Annotated in this window: 19 protein-coding genes; 12 read left to right on the forward strand and 7 right to left on the reverse strand. The window is 50.4% G+C overall.

Features of this window, described 5'->3' with window-relative positions:
• The first annotated feature begins 12 nt into the window (after nucleotides 1-12).
• From SynSYN20_RS13205 to SynSYN20_RS13215, 3 genes are read left to right on the forward strand one after another with little or no spacing between them, the layout of a single operon-like run.
• The gene (locus SynSYN20_RS13205) at nucleotides 13-486 is read left to right on the forward strand and encodes a diacylglycerol kinase family protein (protein WP_186524036.1); all 474 of its coding nucleotides are present in this window, start codon (nucleotides 13-15) and stop codon (nucleotides 484-486) included.
• Nucleotides 487-488: 2 nt separating this feature from the next.
• Nucleotides 489-1,085, forward strand: a complete 597-nt coding sequence (locus tag SynSYN20_RS13210; RefSeq protein ID WP_186524037.1) for an aminodeoxychorismate/anthranilate synthase component II — start codon at nucleotides 489-491, stop codon at nucleotides 1,083-1,085.
• A 38-nt stretch (nucleotides 1,086-1,123) separates the two neighbouring features.
• Complete coding sequence (locus SynSYN20_RS13215; protein WP_186524038.1) at nucleotides 1,124-1,861, forward strand: MBL fold metallo-hydrolase; 738 nt, start codon at nucleotides 1,124-1,126, stop codon at nucleotides 1,859-1,861.
• On the opposite strand, the gene SynSYN20_RS13220 is transcribed toward SynSYN20_RS13215, so the two are convergent.
• The 4 genes from SynSYN20_RS13220 to SynSYN20_RS13235 all read right to left on the reverse strand — a co-directional run bounded on the left by SynSYN20_RS13220 (nucleotide 1,851) and on the right by SynSYN20_RS13235 (nucleotide 7,257).
• On the reverse strand, nucleotides 1,851-2,864 hold the full coding sequence (locus SynSYN20_RS13220) for an asparaginase (protein WP_186524039.1): 1,014 nt from the start codon (nucleotides 2,862-2,864) through the stop codon (nucleotides 1,851-1,853). The genes SynSYN20_RS13215 and SynSYN20_RS13220 overlap by 11 nt on opposite strands.
• Nucleotides 2,864-3,991 (reverse strand): histidinol-phosphate transaminase, encoded by a 1,128-nt coding sequence (locus SynSYN20_RS13225; RefSeq protein ID WP_186524040.1) that lies wholly within the window; start codon nucleotides 3,989-3,991, stop codon nucleotides 2,864-2,866. Before SynSYN20_RS13225 ends, SynSYN20_RS13220 begins: the two co-directional genes overlap by 1 nt.
• Nucleotides 3,992-4,060: 69 nt before the next feature.
• Complete coding sequence (gene argS, locus SynSYN20_RS13230) at nucleotides 4,061-5,833, reverse strand: arginine--tRNA ligase (RefSeq protein WP_186525659.1); 1,773 nt, start codon at nucleotides 5,831-5,833, stop codon at nucleotides 4,061-4,063.
• 728 nt (nucleotides 5,834-6,561) lie between these two features.
• A complete protein-coding gene (locus SynSYN20_RS13235) occupies nucleotides 6,562-7,257 on the reverse strand; it encodes a response regulator transcription factor (protein ID WP_186524041.1) in 696 nt (231 codons plus the stop codon).
• A 268-nt stretch (nucleotides 7,258-7,525) separates the two neighbouring features.
• Here SynSYN20_RS13235 and SynSYN20_RS13240 point away from each other — a divergent pair, with 268 nt between their 5' ends.
• From SynSYN20_RS13240 to SynSYN20_RS13250, 3 genes are all read left to right on the forward strand, one after another.
• On the forward strand, nucleotides 7,526-8,422 hold the full coding sequence (locus SynSYN20_RS13240) for a PhnD/SsuA/transferrin family substrate-binding protein (protein ID WP_186524042.1): 897 nt from the start codon (nucleotides 7,526-7,528) through the stop codon (nucleotides 8,420-8,422).
• Nucleotides 8,423-8,484: 62 nt separating this feature from the next.
• Nucleotides 8,485-9,876, forward strand: a complete 1,392-nt coding sequence (locus SynSYN20_RS13245; protein WP_186524043.1) for a sensor histidine kinase KdpD — start codon at nucleotides 8,485-8,487, stop codon at nucleotides 9,874-9,876.
• Between the two features lie 1,127 nt (nucleotides 9,877-11,003).
• On the forward strand, nucleotides 11,004-13,112 hold the full coding sequence (locus SynSYN20_RS13250; RefSeq protein WP_186524044.1) for a serine hydrolase: 2,109 nt from the start codon (nucleotides 11,004-11,006) through the stop codon (nucleotides 13,110-13,112).
• A gap of 105 nt (nucleotides 13,113-13,217) precedes the next feature.
• On the opposite strand, the gene SynSYN20_RS13255 is transcribed toward SynSYN20_RS13250, so the two are convergent.
• Nucleotides 13,218-13,364 (reverse strand): hypothetical protein, encoded by a 147-nt coding sequence (locus SynSYN20_RS13255; RefSeq protein ID WP_186524045.1) that lies wholly within the window; start codon nucleotides 13,362-13,364, stop codon nucleotides 13,218-13,220.
• On the opposite strand from SynSYN20_RS13255, the gene SynSYN20_RS13260 reads away from it, so the two are divergent.
• From SynSYN20_RS13260 to SynSYN20_RS13275, 4 genes are all read left to right on the forward strand, one after another.
• The gene (locus SynSYN20_RS13260) at nucleotides 13,363-13,551 is read left to right on the forward strand and encodes a hypothetical protein (protein WP_186524046.1); all 189 of its coding nucleotides are present in this window, start codon (nucleotides 13,363-13,365) and stop codon (nucleotides 13,549-13,551) included. The two genes, SynSYN20_RS13255 and SynSYN20_RS13260, sit on opposite strands and share 2 nt — an antisense overlap.
• Nucleotides 13,552-13,866: 315 nt before the next feature.
• On the forward strand, nucleotides 13,867-15,237 hold the full coding sequence (locus SynSYN20_RS13265) for a hypothetical protein (protein ID WP_186524047.1): 1,371 nt from the start codon (nucleotides 13,867-13,869) through the stop codon (nucleotides 15,235-15,237).
• 461 nt (nucleotides 15,238-15,698) lie between these two features.
• Nucleotides 15,699-16,487, forward strand: a complete 789-nt coding sequence (locus tag SynSYN20_RS13270) for an SdiA-regulated domain-containing protein (RefSeq protein WP_186524048.1) — start codon at nucleotides 15,699-15,701, stop codon at nucleotides 16,485-16,487.
• A gap of 89 nt (nucleotides 16,488-16,576) precedes the next feature.
• Nucleotides 16,577-16,945, forward strand: a complete 369-nt coding sequence (locus SynSYN20_RS13275; RefSeq protein ID WP_186524049.1) for a VanZ family protein — start codon at nucleotides 16,577-16,579, stop codon at nucleotides 16,943-16,945.
• Nucleotides 16,946-17,097: 152 nt separating this feature from the next.
• Here the strand turns inward: SynSYN20_RS13275 and nadC are convergent, their stop codons facing one another.
• A complete protein-coding gene (gene nadC / locus SynSYN20_RS13280; RefSeq protein WP_186524050.1) occupies nucleotides 17,098-17,985 on the reverse strand; it encodes a carboxylating nicotinate-nucleotide diphosphorylase in 888 nt (295 codons plus the stop codon).
• A 959-nt stretch (nucleotides 17,986-18,944) separates the two neighbouring features.
• Here nadC and SynSYN20_RS13285 point away from each other — a divergent pair.
• Nucleotides 18,945-20,969 carry a peptidylprolyl isomerase gene (locus SynSYN20_RS13285; protein WP_186524051.1) on the forward strand — a complete coding sequence of 675 codons (2,025 nt, stop codon included), beginning with the start codon at nucleotides 18,945-18,947 and terminating at the stop codon, nucleotides 20,967-20,969.
• Between the two features lie 582 nt (nucleotides 20,970-21,551).
• Nucleotides 21,552-23,144, forward strand: a complete 1,593-nt coding sequence (locus SynSYN20_RS13290; protein WP_186524052.1) for an NCS2 family permease — start codon at nucleotides 21,552-21,554, stop codon at nucleotides 23,142-23,144.
• Here the strand turns inward: SynSYN20_RS13290 and mnmE are convergent, their stop codons facing one another.
• Nucleotides 23,145-24,548: a tRNA uridine-5-carboxymethylaminomethyl(34) synthesis GTPase MnmE gene (gene mnmE, locus SynSYN20_RS13295; RefSeq protein WP_186525660.1), complete on the reverse strand. Its 1,404-nt coding sequence runs from the start codon at nucleotides 24,546-24,548 to the stop codon at nucleotides 23,145-23,147. It lies immediately after the preceding gene.
• Between the last annotated feature and the right edge of the window lie 27 nt (nucleotides 24,549-24,575).

Here is a 24,575-nt window from a genome sequence, read left to right on the forward strand (position 1 = left end):
GTGAATCAGCAGATGAAGTCACTGCTGAACCCTGAAGACGGAGCACCGGTGCCTGAGGAGATCAGCCAGCGCAGCACCCAACGCGCCCATCGCGCAGCCAAACGGGGTGCCTGGCGGATCGCCGGGGACCTCCCCTCCAGCTTCCGATACGCGGCCCAAGGTCTGGGCTACGGCTTCGTGAGCCAGAGGAACTTCCGGATCCACGTTTGTACGGGAGCTGTGGTCTTAGGGATGGGGATTTGGCTCCAGCTTCCCTCCATCCAGCTGGCGGTGTTGGTGCTCACGGTGGCTGTTGTGTTGGTGTTGGAGCTGCTCAATACGGCCATCGAGGCGGCGGTGGACTTGGCAATCGGCCGCCGCTTCCATCCCCTCGCCAGAATTGCAAAGGATTGTGCGGCTGCCGCTGTTCTCGTCTCTGCAATCAGCTCAATGCTGATCGCGCTCCTGCTGCTCCTTCCACCCCTGCTCCTGCGCCTGGGCCTCTGACCATGCTCTTGGTTATCGATAACTACGACAGTTTCACCTTCAACCTGGTGCAATACCTGGGGGAGCTCGCCAGCCAGTTCCCGGTGGCCACCGACTGTCGCGTCGAGCGAAACGACGCCCTCAGCCTTGAGGAGATTCGCGACCTCAATCCATCCGCGATTTTGCTTTCACCTGGCCCAGGCGATCCGGATCAAGCCGGTGTTTGCCTCGAGGTCTTAAGCCAACTCTCACCCACCATTCCAACCCTTGGCGTCTGCCTCGGGCATCAGTCCCTAGCGCAGGCGTACGGCGGACGCGTTGTGAGAGCCCGCGAACTGATGCATGGGAAAACATCTCCTGTTCAGCATCGCGGTGAAGGCGTCTTTGCGGGGCTCCCCCAACCCCTCACTGCGACCAGGTATCACAGCCTGATTGCGGAACGAGACACGCTTCCTGAGTGCCTTGAAGTCACCGCCTGGCTCGAGGATGGAACGATCATGGGGCTGCGCCATCGCGACTACCCCCATCTGCAGGGGGTGCAGTTCCATCCGGAGAGCGTGCTCACAGAAGCAGGGCACCAACTACTGGCCAACTTCCTGCGTCAAGCAGAACCCCAGTGACATCACTGCTAGCTTCCTGAGCACAAAGACGAGCAGCAATGTCGGTCCACGAACGGGTTCAGAGTCTTTTCCGCATTGTTGTGCGTGGATCTGCTCTGCTGGCGATCGGCACGATTGCTCCAGTTCGGGCCGCGGGCGTCAGCGTGACCAATTACGGCCATAGCGCCTTGTTGATCCGCGGGGGCGGCCAATCCGTGATGGTGAACCCATTTCGGGCCGTGGGCTGCGCCAAAGGACTCGCTGAACCACGCGTGAACGCAACGGTGACTCTTGCCAGTTCGGAATTACCCGATGAAGGGGCCCGCATCGGTGGCGGCACCTATCTGGTCAAACCCGGTTCCTATCGTGTCGGCGGCCTCAAGATCGAAGGGTTCGCCGCTCCCCACGACCGCGTGGGTGGCCGTCGTTTTGGCCAAGCCACGGTGTGGCGCTGGCAACAGGCAGGCCTCAGCTTTGCCCATCTCGGAGGCACCGCCGCCACCCTCAGCGGTGAGGACAAAGTGCTTCTCGGTCGCCCCGACGTCTTAATCATCGGCGTCGGCGGCGGCGGCAAGGTCTACAACGCAGAGGAGGCGGCGAAGGTTGTGCGGGAACTCAATCCCCGCAGGGTGATCCCCGTTCAATACGTGAATGGGGAGGCACCGTCCGGCTGTGACCTCGGCGGAGTCCAGCCTTTTTTGGATGCGATGTCCGGTACAAAGGTCCGCAAGGTGGGGCCAAACCTCAACCTGCCGGGAACCCTCGGTGACACCACCGTGATCGATGTCATGCGTTGATCGCGACCGACGCCAACAGCGCTGACAGCTCGGCTCTCTCCATCCCAGCGATCAAGGCCAAAAGGAGCAGAATTCTTGCCTTCTGAGGGCTGAGGGTTCCTGCGGGCAACACACCAAGTTCGTCCTGCAGAGCACAGGGATGAACAGGCCCGCTACCGCAACGACTCGCGCGCAGCATCAGGGGCAACACACCTGGCCAGGCTTTGATGGCCTGACGCTCCCCCGCAGACAACTGACCGGCCCCGGTGCCGGTCCAGACCAGCCCCTTCACCCCTTCATGGAAAAGGGCCGACACCATGGCCAATGGGGGATCCACGCAGCCATAAAGAATGGCTACTTCGGGCCACTGAAGCGGCAAGGCCAGCGTCGCGAAGGGAACGGAACGGGAGCCCGACGCCACCGGCACATGCACCCCGCTGTCATCCACCCAGCCCAGGGGGCCCACATCTGGGCTTTGAAAGGCACCCACACCCTGGGTGGCCACCTTGGTGACAGCCCTAGCTCGGTGGATCTGGCCATCCATCACCACAAGCACCCCGTGGCCACAGGCCTGAGGGTTACAGGCCACTTGTACCGCCTGAAACAGATTCAGCGGACCATCGGCACTGAGCGCTGTAGCCGGACGCATCGCTCCCACCAACACCACGGGCCGCGGATCATCAATGAGTAACTCCAACAACCAGGCCGTTTCTTCCATGGTGTTGGTGCCATGGGTGATCACCACTCCCACCAGCTCGGGAGACGCAGCAAACGCCTCACGGATGCGCTTCACCAGCTGGATCCAATGCTGAAACTGCAGATCCGCGCTATCCAGATTGGTGAGTTGCTCCTCCTGAATCCGAGCCAGCTCCTGCAGCTGCGGCAGCTCCTGGAGCAGTTCCGATCCCGCCATCGCCCCCGCGGTGTAGGCGTTGAGGGAGGTGCTTTTGTCAGCGCGGCCAGCGATCGTGCCGCCCGTGGCAAGCAGGAGCAACTGCGGGGATGATGCGGACTGATCGACCATCAAGGCTCTGAATCGATCGCTTGATAAGCCTGCCAAAAGTGCTGCATCTGCTCAGTGGTGCCAATGCTGATGCGCAGCGAACCATCGATCTGGGGCTTCCCCGCCATGGAACGCACCAAAATCCCTGCCGCCCGCAGCTCCGCTTCAACCGTTGCTGACGAACGACGGGGCCAAAGCAACAGATAATTACCGCCAGCCGCATGATGAATAGCACGCTGACGTGTTAACTGAGTGACGATCCAGTTACGAGCTCGTAACACCTCGGCAACATAGGCGTCGGTGTAAGACTGATCCTTCAAGGCCGCCATCGCTGCCGTGACCGCCAAACTATTGACGTCATAGGGACCCGTGACCCTTCCCACCCGGTCCACCACATCGGGATGACCCAGGGCAAACCCGATGCGCAAGCCAGCAAGCCCAGCGGTTTTCGCCAACGACCGGAGCACGAGCAGGTTTGGAACGACGCGAAAATCAACGGACGGCAAGACGCTGTCTCCCGTGAACGCCTCATACAACTCATCCACCACCACGAGCGTTTCAGGCGCCGCAGCCGCTAGTTCCAACACTTGAGCCGCCGGCAAACGGGTTCCCGTGGGGTTGTTGGGATTGCAGAGCATCAGGATGCGCGGCTTGCGCAACAAGGCGGCGCGAATCGCCTCCATCGGAAACACAAATCCGGGCAGCTCATGGGGCATGGCCTCAATCGCCATCCCCTGCATGCCCGCACAGGGGGCGTAATACCCAAAGGTGGGACTGGTGGTCAGCAGCGTGTCACCGGCCGCGCCATAGGCATGAATCACGGCATGGATCGCAGCGTCGACCCCGTTAAAGATCCCAACATGGGCAGGCGTCAGCACAGAAGCCAGGCCCGCCGACGACGCCTCAAGATTGGCAAGCAGAGCTTCGCGGAGGCCGTCGTACTCGGGATAAATCGCGATCTGATCAGCCGGAAAGGCGCGGATCGCCTCAGCGACCCTTGGGCTTGGGCCCATCGTGTTTTCGTTGAAGTCAAGCCGCAACAGATTGCGACGCCCTTCGAGAGGCGCGCTATAGGCCTTGAGCTGCTCGACCTCAGGCCGGGCGCGGGGCGCATTGCTTTGAGGGTGTCCGTTCACAGCCAATCCCAAGTCAAGAAACGATCAAAACGTGAAAACCAATTCGAATCACAGCTGCTGCATTTGCCCGACTTGGTGTCACTACATCCGCTCCAACGTGGCAATGCCCAATAATCCCAATCCTGATTTCAGGGTATCGGCGGTGAGACGGCACAACGCCAAACGGGATGACAGGGACTTGCCCTCAGCCTTGAGCACTGGAACCTGGTCATAAAAGCGATTAAACGCTTGGGACAACTCGAACAAATAACTGCAGAGACGGTTCGGCAATAACTCCTCCTCCACCTCGGCAATCACCGCATCAAACTTGAGCAGTTCCCGCACCAAAGCCCACTCCTGCGGCTCGCTGAACTGCAGCATTCCGGCCTCGGCCTCAAGGTCTCCTCCTTTGCGCGCAATACCAGCAATTCGAACCACGGCATACAGCAGATAAGGGGCTGTGTTGCCTTGCAAGGCCAGCATCCGGTCAAAGCTGAACTGGTAATTGGTGATCCGGTTCTGACTGAGGTCGGCGTATTTCACCGCCGCAAGCCCCACCGTGCCAGCGACATGCCGAATGAATGACTCGTCCTCGTGACGCTCCTCCTCCTGCAAGCGCCGGCGGAGATCAGCTTCTGCCCGCTCCACCGCTTCATCGAGCAGATCCCGCAGCCGAACGGTGTCACCAGAACGGGTCTTGAGTTTCTTTCCGTCCTCGCCCTGGACCAACCCGAAGGGCACGTGCTCCAGTCGGCCGCCTTCTGGAATCCAATTGGCCCTTTTCGCCACTTGAAACACACCGGCGAAATGATTCGCCTGCCCCGCATCGGTCACGTAAATCACGCGGCGAGCACCATCACCCTCCGAGGCCAGCGCAAAGCGATAACGGATGGCTGCCAGGTCGGTGGTGGCGTAATTGAAACCACCATCACTCTTGCGAACAATCACGGGTAAGGGCTTGCCATCTTTGCCGTTCACGCCCTCCAGGAACACACACTCAGCACCGTCATCGGTGACGAGTAAACCAGCCTCCTTCAGGCCACTGAGGACCGACGCCAAATAGGGGTTGTAGAACGATTCGCCTCGTTCGCTCAGTCGAATATCAAGCCGGTCGTAAATCTTCTGGAACTCACGCCGCGACTGATCGCAAAGCAATCCCCACGCCTTCAGTGACACCGGATCCCCGCCCTGCAGTTTGACCACCTCCTCGCGAGACGTGGTCTGAAAGGCCTCGTCGTCATCGAAACGCTTCTTGGCCTCGCGATAGAAAGCCACCAAGTCCCCCAGATCAACAGCATCGGCCGTATTGAGGGTCTCGGGGGCCACCTGTTTGAGATGGGTGATCAGCATCCCAAACTGCGTTCCCCAATCCCCAACATGGTTGAGGCGCAGCACCCGATGACCGCGGAACTCGAGCACCCGAGCCAGAGAATCGCCAATAATCGTGGAGCGCAGATGGCCGACGTGCATCTCCTTGGCGATGTTGGGGCTGGAAAAATCCACCACCACCGCTGAATCGTTGTGTACCTCCGGTACCCCCAGGCGCGGATCACCAAGCCTTGCTGACACCTCAGCCGCTAGGCACTCAGGCCGAATGGTGAGGTTGATAAAACCTGGGCCAGCGATCTGAGGCTCTAAGCACAGGGCTGTGAAGGCTGGGTCTGCATGAAGCGCCTCCACAATCGCCCCGGCAATTTGGCGAGGAGCCTGCTTGAGAGGCTTGGCCAGGGGCAGGGCACCATTGGCCTGAAAATCACCAAATTCCGGCTTGCTCGCTGGTGCCAACTGGGGATCGAGCCGCGCAGCCACCTCCGGGAAGGCCCGCTGCATCGCCTCACGCAACTGGGCTTCTAAGGCGTTGGCGATGCGCAGCATGGAAGGCAGCGGTGACATGGTCAGAACCTGATCATCCCTCCCCGAAGTCACTCTGACGAAGACAGCAAGATGAAGCCACAAAATGAATCCACCTTCAGCAGAGCAAGAGACCTGCCTCAAACGAATAACTTCAGCTATCCACAGACGGTTCGATAACGATCAAAAAAATTAAAAAACGCCCACTAGACGCAGAACCTTCGGGCGATACAAATGACAAAGGTCCCTAAACAAGAAACTTCTCATAACTCAGACAGACAAACAAGACAAGAAAACCGAAAAACATGCCGCCTCAAATAAGCCTTGGACCAACGAACAAACGCATAAAAAATGTGCTCTGTGGCGAATACATGAAATCATTCAAAAATGATATAAATTAAAGAATCAAAAGGCGCCGAGAAGCGAGTACTCAAATCGACGACAAAAACAACAAACGAATCAGCTAAGAGCAAGTGCCAACAAAAAAGACATAAAAGAAGCAAAATGTCAGAATCAAGGAAAACGTCTAGCGAATACCCGATCAACAAACCTCAAAGGCCTAATAGAAGTAAACGAATCATCAAACAGAAAGCGAACAGGAATTAAAACAAATTAAATATTCACCACGAACAAGGCAAATGGAGAGTAGATTCTACTTAAGGGAATCTAGTATTCAAAAGCCAGAAGACATAAACCATAAACAATCACGGTTTCCAGCAAGAATCAAGTGAAACATCAATATCAGAGCATCATTAATCATCGTTAATACGCAGAGAAAACCCCACACCTCTCACAGTCTGAATAATACGCTCTGAGCCATCCGCCTCCAGCTTCTTGCGCAAATAGCGCACATAGACATCAACCACATTTTCATCACCAAAATAGTCTTCTCCCCAAACATGCTGAATCAGCTGAGCACGGGTTAGAGCCTGGCGAGGATGACGCATCAAGCACTCCAGAAGATCAAATTCTCGAACAGTAAGCGTGAGCGCATGCCCATTGATCAAAGCAGTGCGTTCGATACCACTAAGGAGCAGATCACCCACCTGAATTTTATCGGAACTAAAACCTTTAGATCGCCGCATTAGTGCATGGACACGAGCTAGAACTTCACGGATATTAAATGGCTTAGAAATAAAATCATCAGCACCAGATTCTAAGGCAGCAACACGATCATCCATTTCATCTCGCGCCGTAATCATAATGACAGGGAGGAAAACACCTGTGTCTCGTAAACGTCGACATATATCAAGTCCTGTCATACACGGCATATTCCAGTCAAGTAAAGCCAAATCAGGCGGTGAGTCCCTGAGTAGACGCATGGCTGAGGAGCCATCCGAAAAAGCGTTTACAACAAAGCCCTCAGCCTCGAGCTCCATTTGTAACAGCAAAAGGATGTTTTCGTCATCATCAGCGACGAGCACCCGTCGTTGGAGGGACTCCACCATGACACAATAAGAAGTACCTTAACAGTTAAGCAAGAGCAAAAGAAAATGGACTAATAACCAAAACAATTCAACACAAGATGCAGTGAATCCATTGATGCATAGATCTCTAATGCGAAATAAATCCAATCAGTCCTCAAATATCGAGCAACAACCAACAACCGAAATCAAAGATTGATACTCAAGAGAAGGTGGACCCTATAGTAGGTAGTGCCATGCTCGACTGATCAAATTGATCAAGCAACTAGCAATTCTTGGCACATGCCTTCTAATGCTGAGCTGCACGACATTCAGATCAAAGATAACTCATCAGAACACATCCCCATCAAAAACACAATTTAAAATCAGCGAAGAGCCATGGAGATCTCAAAAGGACGCCAATTTTGCTAATGGAATAATCATAGATTTTCTAAATAAGGAGACAGGGGAATCCTATGAATACATACCTTCTATCAGCTATGCACATACACAAGCTCTATTCAAAACAGGAGCAATAGACATTGCAGTAACAGGAATATTTGGCGCGTGGATGATAAAAATGGAAAACCCAGCGGCAAAAATAATAGCCATAGAAAAAACAAACTTTGTCAATGTGCTGATTACAAATCCAAATCGAAACGATGACAACCTCCAAAAAAGACGTTTGATGGGACTTGAAGCAATAAAAGGATGGAGAGTCGGATTTGGAAGCCGCTATTCAGGGGCCACATTTCTTTATCCAATTCTTGAAATGAAAAAAGTTGGTATTCATCCAAACGACCTCTATTCATGCATCCATGAACCAAATCAAGCCAGACTCGTGACCAATGTTGCTGATGGCACATTAGATTTCGCCTTTATAAGCAGTCACCTCAATGCTCCACTTGAGAATATACCAGCACATCAGCAAAGTCTGATCAAAAAAGTATGGCAAAGCAATCCAAAACAAAACCTTGTCATCATCGCTGGAAATCGCCTGATTGAAGAAAAGAATCATGGAGTTCTACTCAAAATCACAAAATCATTGAGAGAATTAACAAGCCTTGACCCCATTGATCACAACATACTTCAAGCACTCGATTCAAGTGAACTCACCCGCCCAACTCATCGCCTCAAAAATCAAGTGTTCAAGCAAATAAGCGAAGCATCAGGCAGCATAATCAAAGAAGCAGAACACAAATGCGAGTAATCATAAAAAGAATCAAAAACAAGTACACAACAAAAAATTGGTCAGCAAGTAGGCGACTAATAGTGATCAGCCTTCTCTTTATTGCTTCGCAAGGGGTAATCAGTATTCAGATCGGAAATATACTCTCATCAAGAATGATAAGGGAATACCTTCAATCCAGCATGCAAGGTGAAATAAATAGCCCCATGAGCGCAATTGAAAGCAAATTAGACCAGATTCCAGCATCAGACATACTCAAATGCTGCAATCGCGCTGAGTATCGATGGTTGCTAGAAGATATAGATATTGAAGGCGAGAGAATATTTCTAATTGCAGGAGAAGCAGGATACGAGGCGATAAAAGGCAGCCTATATTTATACACCGCAGAGACGCTCATTGGCTACGCCGACAAAGCTAGGGCAGCAAGGGATAATTTTTTAATCTCTAGCACCTCTAATTCAAAACCTTTAGCCGTATCCGCAACAAAACTCTCAGGCGGCGCAGAAACAGGCTACTTAATATACATAAGGCCTATTTACAATATAAAGTTAATAAAAAGCCTAGAGTTCCTAAGGACAGCTTCAACAACCACCTCATTGCTGTTATTGAGTATTGGACTAGGAGTTACTCTTTTGATAATCCTCAAACCACTGAGAGGTATCAGATCAGATCTTGCGGAGATTAAATGGAATCAGCTCGCAAAGGCAAGACTTCCAAGCAAAAACTATCCCAAGGAAGTTGCCCCATTAATCAGTGAATTCAATCGAATGATCAAAAGACTATATAAATCATCCGAAAATCAAAAACAATTTGCCTCAACAATTTCCCATGAATTCAGAACGCCATTAACGGTTATCTCTGGCTTCATACAGTCTGTTCTCAACAGATCACAGGGGCTAACACAAGGAGAAAAGAATTCGCTAGAGATAGCAAACAAAGAAGTGGCGAGGATCAACAGAATGCTAAGTGACTTGCTAGACCTAAGCCGATCTGAAAACAATCAACTAAAGATCAGATATGAACCTTTTAGCATAAAAGAGTCAGTCGAGTCTGCAATCCGAATCTGTCAAAAAGCGTTTCCTCAACAGATTCTCATCCTAGAGGCCCCATCTCAAAGCTTACAAGCTCTTGGTGATATCGACAGATTTACTCAGTGTCTCAGTAATCTCATAGGGAATGCAGCAAAGTACTCGTCTAAAGAACAGCCAATTAAAATCAGTATAAAAATCACAGAAAAATTGATTCAAGTTAGTGTTATTGATCAAGGACCAGGAATCGCTAAAAGTCAACTCAAAAAAATCTTCAAGAGCTTTACGAGAGCAGAGGGTGTGAAGCTACCAAAAGGGGAAACAAGCTCCGGTCTAGGCCTTGCCATTGTAAAAATGCTGATGACTGCCATGGATGGTTTGGTAGGAGTCGAGTCAGAAGAAGGCCAAGGAAGTATCTTCACCCTCACAATCAAGAAAGCAGAATAAGGCATTTTTTTCAGGGCACTATTTGAGTCATAAGTAATATTCACCTGAAATTCACTAACAAAACTCCAAATCATCGATAGTCAATCACCAGAATAATCACCACAAAGATTGGAGACTATGGAGGATCGACAAATCGCTGCCACTCCACTTGATTGCGTAACGACAAAGATCATTCCTGAACAATCAAAATCATGAACGAAATACAGGCTTCATTTGTCCAACATTTAGGCAGTGGCTTTGAAGCCAGCGGAATCACGTTTGTAAATCGACCTTACGGAGAGTCTCTAATTTATGTCATTTCTGATGACTAAAGACCAGAATACTTAATCGAAATAGATGAGTCTGGGTCGCAACGCCAGGTAAACATAGCAGCTAATCTTGATGCTGAAGCGATTAGTTATGATGTCAATAATCAAACTCTCTTAATTCTTGATAAAGGAGATTTCTCAACAAGGAAGCCTGGCCGTAGCATAACTCTGCAACTTGACGATAATGGGCATGTTGCAACCAATGAAGGCAGTGCAAATATCCTCAAGGTCCAAGATATACCACTAAATCGAACAGGTTCAAACAATGACTATGAAGCACTCATCGTCGATTCAATATAATCACGAATTTACGTTGGCGAACAAGATTCAGGACGCATCCACTGCTTTGCATTCATCAATGGTGAAATCAAAGAAAGATTTCAAATAATAGAAGCAGGAGTCAATGATCTTTCAGCGATCACTCTCATCAATCAGGGTGAGGAAAGACAATTGCTGGCAACCTTACATGGGAAATCTGGTTACATAAACAGTAAATTTCTCGGCCAGGGAAGAGCTACCTTCAACTCATAGATCCGCACACGGGGGATCAAGTAGTTGGTTCTGAAACCAGTGGGAATTTCAATGATCTAGATCAATCAGGCCAAAAAGAAGCCTTCACCACGGCTTCACCAGAACCCATTCAGCAGATCACCACATCCATTGAGCGACTCTCACCCATACAGCTGCGATCTTAAAAAGGTCCAAGAGAGGCCGTCCATGACACTTATAATCGTCGCCACCGCCACCGCACTTCTTGGAGTCGGTCTCAAGGCATCGGCAGATTTCCTCGACACATAGTCACTCTTTCTGCTTCATCGCATGAACTCAATCCACCGGCAATTTAAAGAGGTTGCAACATCGTTGGTTGCAATAAGTTTAAGTATCACCACCACAAGTCAAAGAGTTTCTGCTCTAGAGCAAGGCAATCCATCAAGAAGCGTATCAACAAAAAACCTAACGAAGACAATCATGCAAGCCATTACCGATTCAGAGGCATTGCTGGATAAAAAAGGAGCCTCATCTCTTTCAATTGCATTGTCCGATCAACACGGTCTTCTTTGGACAGAGACATTCGGAATACAAGACATGTCTGGAACAAAACCTTCCACTGACACAATGTATGCAGCAGGATCAGTGACCAAAATGATCACCACAATTGCGATCATGCAGTTAGTAGAGGAAGGCAAAATAGAACTCGACACTCCAATTACGGCCTACATCAAAGAGTTCCAAATGCTCTCACCAGCCTACAAAAAAATTACCACAAGAATGTTATTAAGCCACAGCGCAGGGCTCGGAACAGACTATGCAAATGGCATGACCAACAAGCACTTCTCAGGCTACTTAGGGCAAGTGATGAAGACACTCTCAAGAACAAAGCTACAGAGCACACCGGGAGAGTTATCAAGCTATTCAAACGACGGATTCAGCTTGGCGGGAGAGATCATTCAACGCGTAAGCGGGAAAGACTTCACTTCATACGTAAAAAGAAATATATTGTTGCCACTTGGAATGAACAATTCTACATTCATCACGAAGGATAATAAAGCAAAAAGAGTAGCCAAAACAATCGAAAACAAACAAGAACTGCCATATATATACACTAACCTGAGTGCCGCCGGCGCAATAGTAACCACACCTACAGACCTGGCAAAACTAGGGAGAATGTTGCTCAATCAAGGCAATAGTAGAGGAAAGAAAATATTATCAAAAACAAGCATTGTCGAGATGGGAAAGCAGCAAGGTATTTATCCAATCAAAACCAAAGGACATTCCAGCACAAGATTCGGACTTGGCTGGGATCATGTCAACGTGCCAGCCCTAAGCGAATCAGGGATCAAAGCATGGAAAAAAACTGGGGCGACATTAGACCAATACTCCATCTTAATCGTGGCACCCAAGCAAAACCTTGTAGTTGCAGCTCAGATGGCAGGTGGAAACAAACATGATCTCTGGGACAAATTAGCTCCTAACATCATTCTTTCAGCAACAGGGGAAAAGAAGCTAAAGCCAACTCAACGCGATTCAAGAGACTCCCTTAGAAGGCCCAAGCACATCAAACCAGCTACTGGAAGCGTAGACAATGCTACGGGCCAATACATTGGCGGAGGTTTTAAACAAATCACAAAAAACGGAAGAAATTTAAGGATCAATCATCTAAACCTGGAAAAGAAGCAATGGGTAATCAGCAATGGAGATTATACCTACAGAGCTGATGGGCAATATTGGAATAAAAACGAGCCTTTTGATTCGATTGAGTTTGTCAGCAGCAATGGCAATCGTTACTTAGTTCATACCTCGCCTGCGATAGATACGGGAATCAGAATGAGCAATATCATGCAAAAAAGAAAAGAAAATCTCAACGCAACTCCCCAATGGAAAGCCAGAATCAAAGAAACCTGGCTGAACATCAGTGCACGCCATGAATCTATCCTCTGGGATCATAGAGCGAACACTCAAAAATCTTTTCATTCACCTCTAGATTTTCAAGACATTTTCTTCTCACCCACGCTTTGGCCTCTATGGCCTGTATCTACAAGTCAAGACAATAATGTTGCCAACCCTTTCCTTCAGATACAGGGCTTGAACAGCCGAGACCAAAATAGTGTTGTAGTTCTCAAAAGAGATGATTTCGAATTACTCTCGATTGGAAGTCAGATTTTCTACCCGCTAAGCCAAGTCAAGCAACTTGCAAATGGCATCAACCAAATCCGATTCAACTCAAAAGGCCATGCAGAATGGAGGCTCGCAACAGCAGATACAACTGTCACAGTCTCTCCAGAACTCAGGTGGAAAACGTGGGGCAAAGACGGATCTCTAAAGAAAAATAATTATACCAATCAAATCAACCTTAAAAAGGGTGAAAAGGTTTTATTCTTTGGCATCGCAAATTCAACGCACTCTGTCACAGTTGCCTCGTCATATTAAAAAGCAACTGACATGCAAAATGCCATCTCCAAGAAATAAAAGCTAGAGCTAATTAATCCTCAGACAACAAAGGGTGCTCGTTACATCGATAAAAGGCGTGTTACCTCACCATGTCTTCACCAGATCCCATTCAGCACAACCCCACATCCACTTAGCAACTCTCACCCATACAGCTGCGATCTTGAAGGAGTTGGAGGGATCACTCCCATCCACAACAAACACCTCCACTCCTTCTATTTCATCTATAGCCATGACATCCATTCTTTTCGCAGCCGCTCTCGTTGCCGGACAAATTGTTGGTCAGGTCCAAACCGGTCCAAATACAACCGTCGTTGATGTCTTTAACCCCTACTCAGAAACTGTCAGCACCTACGTCCTAGACAGCCAAGATCTCAATGCTATTGCCAAAGAGATGCCAACCACTCACAGCAATAGCTGAATTCAAACGGCTCAACCACCCAAAAGGAACGGCTCCCTTGATGACTCCAAATCCAGTTCTCATCTAGCTTCTCTCAATCAATCAGGCCAAAAAGAAGCCTTCACCACATCTTCACCAGATCCCATTCAGCACATCACCACATCCACTTAGCAACTCTCACCCATACAACTGCGATCTTGAAAAGGTCCAGGAGATACCTTCCATGACTGACTTCCAAACCACCTTCGGAAACATCGCCACACAGTTGGTGACTGCAGCAATCGTTGTTGTCATTTGCCTCTAAAGACCACTTCCAACACACACAGGAACTGAATCATGACATCAATCACCACAGCCGGAACCAAGGGTGAGACCAGCGGTGTTCTCATTGTTGACGGCTTCCGCATCACAGTTGGGGACGAAGGTGATCTCACCATTACCCACCCAGATGGAAGGATAGTGAACTACAACATTGAGGGGATCGGATTTGAAGATCTAAGCCTTAGTGGGGACACATTGGCTCTCCTCGATGAAGGATGCAAAGGAACTGATGCAAGGGTATACACATTAAGCCTGCTAGAACTTCAGAACTATGCCTTTCCTACCCTTGGTGAATCACCAACTAATCCTACGATTAGCTCTTTTGATTTAAACGGCTCGAGGAATCTTGAGGGCTTTACGAAAAAATGGGGAAATAAGCAAGGCGAGAACAACGGCTATGAAGGATTTACCTATTTTGAAAACGGAACAAAAATACTCGCCGCACGTCAATATTCAATCAAAGATGGTGGACTTAGTCTCGACGGAGAGCATGGAGACACTTATTACGGTAAGTTAACACCTGAAGGCTACCACGATCATATTGACGTCTACAACATTGAAGTCGACAACAGCGCTGCAAGTTTCTCAAACTCAATCAGATTAGACAACACTCAAGTGCGCGGCGACATTAACAGCATGCGCCAAACAGAGGAAGGAAATCTACTCGTCATGCATGGTGACGCAAGCATCAAAAACACTGAAAAAGGATGGATCAATGTAAATGCCAATGGTAATCAAGGCGTTCTACGGGTTCAAGATGGTAGTGAGCTTGAAACAACAATGGCATACTACGATTTGCAATTAATGGAAGGTAACTACTTCCGGAATGCTGAAGGAATTGATAGTCAACGCCAGGGAAATGAAACGGATGGCTATTCAACGGAAATCACCCTCGCCTTCGATAGCTCAAATACAAAAAATGGCAATGCTGAGGAAAGAACCTACAGCACAACCGTTGGTGGCCTCAATTTTGATAATAACCTTGGCGGAGAAAAAGAGGCTATTTATCTTGGCAGTAGCGGCGATGATTCTATAACTGGAAGCTCCAGTCGCCGAGCTTATATTGCTGGTGGCGATGGCGACGACACCCTAACTGCAAAAGGCGACAGCCTCAGCACGGCTGATATTTTAACTGGCGGACTTGGAAAAGATAAATTCTGCATTAGCGATGATAGTCAAGGTGTAATTTGGGACTTTGGTGCTACAGATAAAATTGAATTTGACGGCATGATCTTTGAAAGCATTGAAGCGATGGAGGGCTTCGCAACGGACAACTTCGGATTTACCTACGAGGAACAAACCATTAGCATTGGAGGCGTCGATGTAGAGACCCAAATGTTCACATCTGATGACAGCAACAGCATTCTCTATATTGCCAACATTTAATGACCAAATGCTTCAGGCATTGCGCTTTAGCACTTAGCCCCTCACCCTTGAGGGGCTTTTCAATACATGCAATCCAGATTACAAGAGACCTCCAGGACGAAACCATTGAAGACATCAACCTGATTAGCATGAAGCAATACAAGTAGGTTGATTTCATACAGACAAGTCCAAACCAAAAAGGCCCGAATCATGAAGATGCACTAAGTAGATCTTCAAAAGCAGAGAAATGACTTCATAAGATCAATATAAGCTTTACGCCAGAAAATCTCATCAATCAGAATAACATCTCTACCGACCAAACCCTGAAAACAACTGAGGATCAGGCGAAGGATATTAGCGAGAGAAAGAAGCTGATCTCCACACAAACAAGCTGGCCAGGAAAGCTAGCAAACCACCAATCGCAATTTTAAATTCTCACAACAAACTCCAGCCCTTCACAACACATTCGATAGCATCAATCAATGAAAAGCATCAATGAGACAAGCACCACCCACTTCCCTTACGACTTGAGAAGCCCAATAAAAAGCTATTCATTGCCAAATCAATACAAAGAGATTTCCGGGATATCACCTCTAGAAACCAATGATTCCCTAGCTTTCGTACAAGACGAGGCCGTACAGATCCACACATTTAATTTAACCTCTGAAAGAGTTATAGAGCACAACAAACATGAAGCTGGAGATTCAGAAGACATTACTATTGCTGGAAATACTGCTTACCTTCTGAAAGCAGGAAATCACCCAGCAATATACAAAGTAACTGACTTTACCTGTGAAAATGCTCACTATGAACGTTATGACCTTGACCTGCACAAAGATCAAGACCCGGAAGGCTTATGCCATGACGTTAAAAGGAATCGCCTGTTAATCGCCTGCAAAGGATCGATCAAGAATAAAGATCGAACGCGAGGTATCTACGCCTTTAGCCTCCAATTCATGCAGATAGATCATTCACCGGTTCTCACAATCGATAGCCAAGACTTTCTTCCTAACTCAGAAGAAACATTCAACCCTTCCGGCATTGTGATCCACCCTCAATCCGATGTTCTCTACATCATTGGGTCTAAAGGAGTAAAAATGATTGCGTGCTATGAACTAGATGGCTATTGCAAAGGAGCCTGGAGATTGAATGAAAATCAATTCATCCAGCCCGAAGGAATTGCATTGATGCCATCTGGAGAACTCGTGATTTCAAGCGAAGGGAAAAAGGGCAAGAAGGCCAAAATCCTGGTGTTCTCCAACCGGCAATAAGTTCACATGGCTATCACTTTTCCCAACCTCAAACCAAGAGCAAAGGGTCAAAAGACACTCAAAAAGTTAAAATATAAAACTAGATCAATATGACGCAATTAGCAGCCATCACTAAACGCTATTGGCGCAGCTTAAGCATCTTAATCATGCTAGTAATAACGACTTTTTCTTTGTCTCCGCTCGACAACCTTCCCGAAGCCCCAGGGTCGGACAAAACGCATCATTTTATTGCCTACGCAGCACTTGCCTTTCCAACCGCACTACGCAAACCAAGACAATGGCCCATCATCATCCTCGGTTTTGCCCTCTACAGCGGCCTCATCGAACTGATCCAGCCCCTTGTGAATCGCTATGGAGAGTGGATGGATTTTCTGGCCAATGCTTGCGGACTTTTCATTGGTGTTGCACTGGCATCTTTAATCAATAAACTTGAAAACCACAAAACAGCCAAGAACTAACTTGGCAGCGCAGATTTCGAAACAATATCTTTGCTTGACCTGGAAATCCCTCCACCCCAGCGGGAGCTCCAAGCGATCAAAAAAATAGGTCATGCCAACTTGAGACAGACCTCTTTCTCTCCATCACCTCATCGAAGTGCAACCCATGGTCATCACCCTGGGGAACTAAAGCGCATGCTCAGATCCAGCCAGGAGCTACGTGTCATCGGCGCACTCGTGGAGATCAGATCGATCCCGGTGGCCGCATAGGCGACAAGCGCAGCCGGCTGGATCCCAGAGGCCTCCAGCACCACCGGTGCAGCACCCCTGCGGCGGCTCGCTTGGTCTCGCAGTCTCGGCACCAACGCCACCAGCTCCTCCGGGCTGAATTCATCCAGCAGCACCCCATCGGCTCCGGCCTTTACGGCCGCGATCGCCTCCAACTCAGTTTCCGCCTCCACAATCACCCTGGCTGGCCAGGGTGCATCAGTTCGTACCGCTGCGATCGCCGCCTCGACCCCACCCGCCCAAGCCAGGTGGTTTTCCTTGAGCATCGCCGCATCATCCAAGCCCATGCGGTGATTGATCCCCCCACCACAACGGACGGCGTATTTCTCCAGCACCCTCAGGCCTGGGGTTGTTTTACGCGTATCGGCTAAGGCCACACCACTGCCTTCTAACTGGGCCACAAAAGCGGCCGTTGCCGTGGCAATCCCCGACAGCCGCATCGCCAAATTCAGGGCCGTTCGCTCCATCGCCACCAACTGTTCCGCCGGCCCCCTGAGCTCCAACAGTCGCTGTCCAGCCTCGATGGGTGTGCCATCCGGCACAAGCAGGCGCAATTCAATCTCTTGTGTAGAAGGCCCCAGCAACTCTCTGAGCAAAGGCTCCATCAACACACCGCCACAGAACACCCCATCTGCTTTGGCCCGCCAATGGGCCTCCGCCTCTCGCCCCCGCACGGCGGGAGTCGTGAGATCTCCGCGGCCGAGATCCTCCTGCAACCACTCCCCTAACTGCCGCCGAAGCCGTGGTGTGATCGAGAGATTTGCTCGTGCCAAGGCTCATCAAACAGTGACTACTTCCATGATGAACTTCGACTCTCTGTCCCAACAGCCTTGACTCCAATCTGCTTCAGCCCAACAAGATGCTTAGCCATGGAGCCGAAAGCAGACTGAAAAAGACAGATTAAAAGGGGCATACCGCTTCCAGAGTTTAAGTTCTGTACACCAAAAGGTTTTTCAAGCAGGGATTCCAGCCTGGAGGTAAGGCATGACAATTAAGACCGAGCGAGCATCGCAGGAGGCTTCCTGGTGGTTGACAACGTAAGTGAAGCTGCAGGCCGGTCCTGCCGTAATTAGCCAGCACGCATCAACTTGTTTCGGGCACCAATCATTCAAAAAGAGAGATCGCGTACCTCTATTGATCACAAAGCGTGACCCGAATCTCAGCACCAACTGAGCAGCGACGCATCTTGCTTGACTAGAACAGCTGGTCTTTGATGCCGTTCTGTTTTGATGCCAGATCTGCACGAGTTGTTGAGCACGCAGGTATTACAACATCTCTGCCAAGGCGCCCCAACCACAAAACCCTTCGAGATCAACAGGGCAGTGCAAGATACAAGACTATGAACATTCAAGGCGAAAGAATCGAGCCAATAATGTCAGTCAAGTCCTTAGCCAAACCAATCAATTGCAACGCCTGACCGCCAATGGTCATTGCTACCCAATGCTCAATTAAGGCCAATTAGAATCATGACCAGAACCAGACCGCAGGATTACTTAAGCGCAAGCAATTAATAGCATTACAAACCAATATTTCAGCTTCATATGCTGAACAAATCAACTCAACTCAACGAGCGAGAAAAATGATTACGCACCAACAGGCATTGTACCAATTACGCAGAGACTGTGCAGATAGGGCCACATTCCACAAAAAAAAAAAAAGACAAAAGCCTGGGCTCACACTCGTAGTGAAGGCCAGTGATTGAGCTGGCAGCGGAGACTCCCCTTAGAACATCATGGCACTCGTCACCTCGATATTCCTAGAAGATGTCAGTTTAGATTCTGAGACGAGAATCATCTCTACCGCAGGTCTATTTGATTTTTCCGCAATTTTTGGCTCCATCATCCGTTTTGATGTCAATGGCCCAGGAAGAACAGCTAGCTCTGCTCCTTTATTCGTTGAACTTTTTGATAATGCAAGTACGGCAACAGTTACCACACCCAATACGATAGACAACTTTCTTGATTACGTTGATCAGGACCTCTATGACAATACAATCTTCCACAGGAGTATTCCGGGCTTCGTTTTACAAGGGGGCGGCTTTACAACTCCAACAGCCCAAGCAGACCAGCCTGGAGGCATACCTCAGGCTATTCCCAAAAACCCACCCGTAATTAACGAACCCGGCAATTCAAACGTAAAGGGGACTATTGCGATGGCTAAAATCGCAGGCGATCCCAATAGTGCGACGAGTCAGTTTTTCTTCAACCTCGCAGATAATAGTCAGAATCTTGACAATCAAAACGGAGGATTCACGAGCTTTGGACAACTCCTCGGCGACAGTGAATTCGTTGTTGACTTTTTAACAAGTCAACCCACCTTCATCACGCGACCAGATTATTTCAACTACCCCAGCTTCGATGACCTCCCCCTATATCAAGTAGATACGGATCAACTTGTAAAGCCTGCAGACTTTATCAGAATTTTAGACGTCAACTTACTAAGCAGCGAAGATCAGCTCCTTGAATTCAGCGTCACCAGCTCCAACCCGTCAGCATTGGAAGCCAGCATCAACATTGACGGAGACATCACCCTAACGTCGTTAGACTACACACCAGAACCAGTACAAATCACACTAATTGCCGACTCCATTATCAGTGGAGAGAGGTTACAACAAACATTTACGGCATCAAATCTCACAGCAGGCCTACAAGAAGGACAAGTAGTCGTTCAAGACACAAGACTCAGCCAAAATACCTTTGGCTATGTGATCCAATCGAATGAAACACTTAAGCAAATCACTTACACGGGAGGAGTTGCCTCTCACTCAAACCCTGGCGCTGGATGGGTGGGACTTGCTGCTACTACAGACGCCGATGGCTCTAACGGCTTTGATCTCTATTGGGAAAACAAAGCTTCCAATCAATACGCACTCTGGAATCTCGATTCCTCTGCCACTCTTCTCACAGGATCAATCCTTTCAAAAGCACAATTCCTCGCTCAAGAGACTCGCCTCCAGTCTGATCTTGATCAAGATGGAATAACAGGAGTAACCTTTACTCCTTCTTTCACCATCACAGATAGCCTCGTTAATCCTGAACTGAATGATGCAGTCAGCTTTGGCCGCACACAACTAGGCTATGCCATTCAAAATGGTGACAATGCTCCGCTCCATATTCAGTTCGCAGGCGGCTTTACCTCTGATTCAAACCCTGGCGCTGGATGGGTGGGACTTGCTGCTACTACAGACGCCGATGGCTCTAACGGCTTTGATCTCTATTGGGAAAACAAAGCTTCCAATCAATACGCACTCTGGAATCTCGATTCCTCTGCCACTCTTCTCACAGGATCAATCCTTTCAAAAGCACAATTCCTCGCTCAAGAGACTCGCCTCCAGTCTGATCTTGATCAAGATGGAATAACAGGAGTAACCTTTACTCCTTCTTTCACCATCACAGATAGCCTCGTTAATCCTGAACTGAATGATGCAGTCAGCTTTGGCCGCACACAACTAGGCTATGCCATTCAAAATGGTGACAATGCTCCGCTCCATATTCAGTTCGCAGGCGGCTTTACCTCTGATTCAAACCCCGGCGCTGGATGGGTGGGACTTGCTGCTACTCCAGACGCCGATGGCTCTAACGGCTTTGATCTCTATTGGGAAAACACAGCTTCCAATCAATACGCACTCTGGAATCTCGATTCCTCTGCCACTCTTCTCACAGGATCAATCCTTTCAAAAGATGACTTTGCACAAATCGAACAAATCTGGGGAGATATCAATAGCGATGGACAACTAGGATCATCTCCTCTTATCTAAGCCCAAATCACTAAACTTTGCCGGAGGCCATCACCTATTAAACCTCACTACAACCAACACCCTTTGCCTTAACAAGAAGGCCCCAACCTTCGGCCATTTAACTCTGAGCGGTTCTCGCATTATCAAGCGCCAAAGCATGTACAAATTTTGCTAATCCTGAGCCGAAGGGACAGAAAACTATCAATCTCAACTTATGATTTGCCCCTTGCAGGCTTGCCAAAAAGAAATATTAACTCATGCTTCGCTTGCTTTGAATTGAACGATCAGCCTGGAAAATGCATCATCTTGATTTTCAGAGTTCCAACCCTAATGATCAATCAATCCTAAAGCGCACTCCTTTGATATCTAGTGCTATCCATCTTTTTTTGTAACTGATGCATTCCAGTTCACCAATCAAGGTGCTGCGAATGAGCGTCTCCTTCCACTCCTTGCAATGCGAAGGCACTGATATCACCTCAGCCCAGGCTCTCTGGAGGTCACTCCGCCAACTGCCTGGAAAGTCGTCAGTGATCTCCAGAGCCTTATTCGGACAGCAGAAGTGATGTGGAAGACATCCCATGATGACTCCAGTCACAGCTGAGCATGCACCTCCAAGTACAGCGACTCATCGGTCCATGGCGGCCAGGAGACCTGGATGGATTTCTGGCCCTTGGGCTCAACAACCTGATCCAAATCTTGCTGATCATCAGCCTCTGCCGAAGTGTTCTTGGCTATCCGCAGGCACTGCTGTTCGGACAGATCCTGCCTGCGGCTGGGGTGAGTCTTTTGGTTGGGAATGTGGCTTATACCCGCTTGGCAAGACAACTCGCAGCCAACGAGCACCGGGATGACTGCACCGCGATGCCCTATGGCATCAATACGGTCAGCTTGTTTGCCTACATCTTTCTGGTGATGCTGCCCGTGAAGCTGGCAGCACTGAATGGCGGGATGACAGAGGCCGAAGCCATCAGCCGCTCTTGGCATGCGGGGATGGTGGCCTGCATGGGATCGGGTCTGATCGAAATGGTCGGAGCCTTCAGTGCCGACCGTTTACGACGCTGGCTCCCACGAGCCGCCCTGCTCTCCACCCTTGCCGGGATTGCCCTCGGCTACATCGCGCTGGGATTCCTGCTGCGGACCTATGCCCACCCACTGGTTGGCCTGACGAGCTTGGCTGTGATCGTTCTCGGCTATTACGCCAAGGTGCGCTGGCCTCTACCCACAGGCCTGATGGCCGTGATTCTGGGCATGGTTCTCGCCTGGAGTAGCGGTTTAATCGCTCCCAGTCCAGACGCCTGGCAGGACAGCATCAGCACCATCCGCTGGCATCCACCGACCCTTCAGCTGCAGATTCTTTGGGAGAACCGAGCAGACCTCTTGCCCTGGCTCGGGGTGATCATTCCGATGGGACTTTTCAATGTGATTGGGTCCCTGCAAAACCTCGAGAGTGCGGAAGCCGCGGGTGATCGCTATGCCACACGCACCTGCCTGCTGATCGACGGTGTAGGGACACTCGCAGCTGCAGCGCTCGGCTCCTGCTTCCCCACCACGATTTACATCGGCCATTCAGGCTTCAAAGACATGGGGGCCCGCTCGGGTTATTCCTGGCTGAACGGGGTCGTGATGTCTGCAGCCTGCTTCTTTGGTTTATTCGAGTTGCTGGCGCTCTTGATCCCGATCGATGCCGGCATGGCGATCGTGCTTTATCTCGGCATCGCGATGACCGCGCAAGCGTTTCAAGCCACACCCTCGCGCCACGCCCCCGCAGTAGTGCTCGGATTGCTTCCTGGTTTGGCTGGCTGGGGCGCCCAATTGCTGAAAGCCGGTTTACGCGCCGGCGGACTCGGCACCCCAGAGCGCCCCTTCAACCAACAAGTGGTGCAGCAGCTCGCCAGCGGAGATGTCTGGGCAGCAGGTGCCTTTGCCCTGGAACAGGGACAAATCATCACCGCCATGCTGCTGGCGGCCTTGCTCGTGTTTGCGATTGAAGGTCGATTCCTCGCCGCTGCAACCTGCAGTGGAGTAGCAGCGGTCCTCGCTTGGTTTGGCGTGATTCACGCCTGGCAATTTGCAACGGGAGACACCGTTGTGAATCTGGGTTGGGGAACCGGTCAGCCCTGGGCCATCGCCTATGCGGGGATCACCGTGTTGGTGTTGATGGCCCGACGCTTACCCAAACAGCAACAAGGGAACTGATCACTTGCCGATGCAGAAGCGAGAAAAGATCCGATCCAACACCGACTCCGTGAGTTGCTCACCGGTGATCTCACCCAGGCTGCGAATCGCCTGACGCAAGTCAATCGTCCAAAAATCCCAAGGAAGGCCATCGGCCGCCACCTGCTCACTGCGGGCCAGGGCCTCAGCCGCAGTCGACGCCAGATCGGACTGACGCTGATTTAAAGCCAAGAGCAGGGGCTGCTCGCTCAAGGCACCACAACGCTCCAGGACGCCACGCACCAGAGCCTGTTCCCCATCTCCCGTGACCGCGCTAAGGCGTACATCGGCAACCGATACGGCAACCGACGAGGAAACAGGCCCATCAACGGAATCAGCATTAAGAAGAAGGTCTGCTTTATTGCCGACCCGTAGGCAGGGAACTCCCTCAGGGATCAGGGCAAACAAGGCCTGATCCTCCTCCGACCACCCCTGGGCGAGATCAAACAACAGCAGCACCAGATCAGCACTCGCCAGGGCGTCGCGGCTGCGCGCAATCCCCAGCTGCTCCACTGCATCACTGGTGGCCCTGATCCCTGCGGTGTCCAGCAGGGTGATCGGGACGCCGTCCAGCACGATCTCACTTTCCAGCACATCTCTTGTGGTGCCTGGCAAGTCGGTCACGATCGCCCGCTCCCGGCGACTCAACAGGTTGAGCAAGGAGCTTTTGCCAACGTTGGGCCGGCCCACAAGCGCCACCCTCAATCCATGGCGCACAACCGATCCCCGCTCGCCATCGGCCACGAGCGTGAGCAACTCCAGGCGAACTGCTTGCAGCTCCTGCAAGAGCGCCTCACCCTTCAAGGGAGGCAGATCCTCTTCAAAGTCCACGCGGGCCTCCAACTCACTGAGCTGATCAAGCAAGCGCTCGCGCAAGACCACCATTTTTTTTTGGATCCCGCCATCGAGACCAGCCATCGCCAGCTGCGCTGCCCGCTGGCTGCGCGCTCCCACCAGATCACCAATCGCTTCCGCCCGGGTGAGATCAAGACGGCCATTCAGCACCGCGCGTTGGCTGAACTCACCGGGCAGGGCCCGACGCACGCCCGGTTGCTCCAAGACGCGGGCCAAGACCTGCTGCACAGCGATCACCCCGCCGTGACAATGAATCTCCACAACGTCTTCGCCGGTGAAACTTCGCGGCGCCAACATCACCAGCACCAGCACCTCATCGAGCCGTTCCACACCGCCGGCAGCCACAACATGTCCATACAGAACCCGGTGGCTCTCCCACTCCTGTTGACCAGGAATCACCGTGATCCCTGCAACAGCGCGCACAGCACTCGGACCCGACAACCGAATCACGGCGATGCCACCCTGCCCAGGCGCCACAGCAGTAGCGATCGCAGCGATCGAAAGCGCCTGATCTGGCCCATTCCCAGACATTCCCCGATCCCTGCCGCCATCACGCAC

This window comes from Synechococcus sp. SYN20, from assembly GCF_014279555.1.
Lineage (GTDB): Bacteria > Cyanobacteriota > Cyanobacteriia > PCC-6307 > Cyanobiaceae > Synechococcus_C.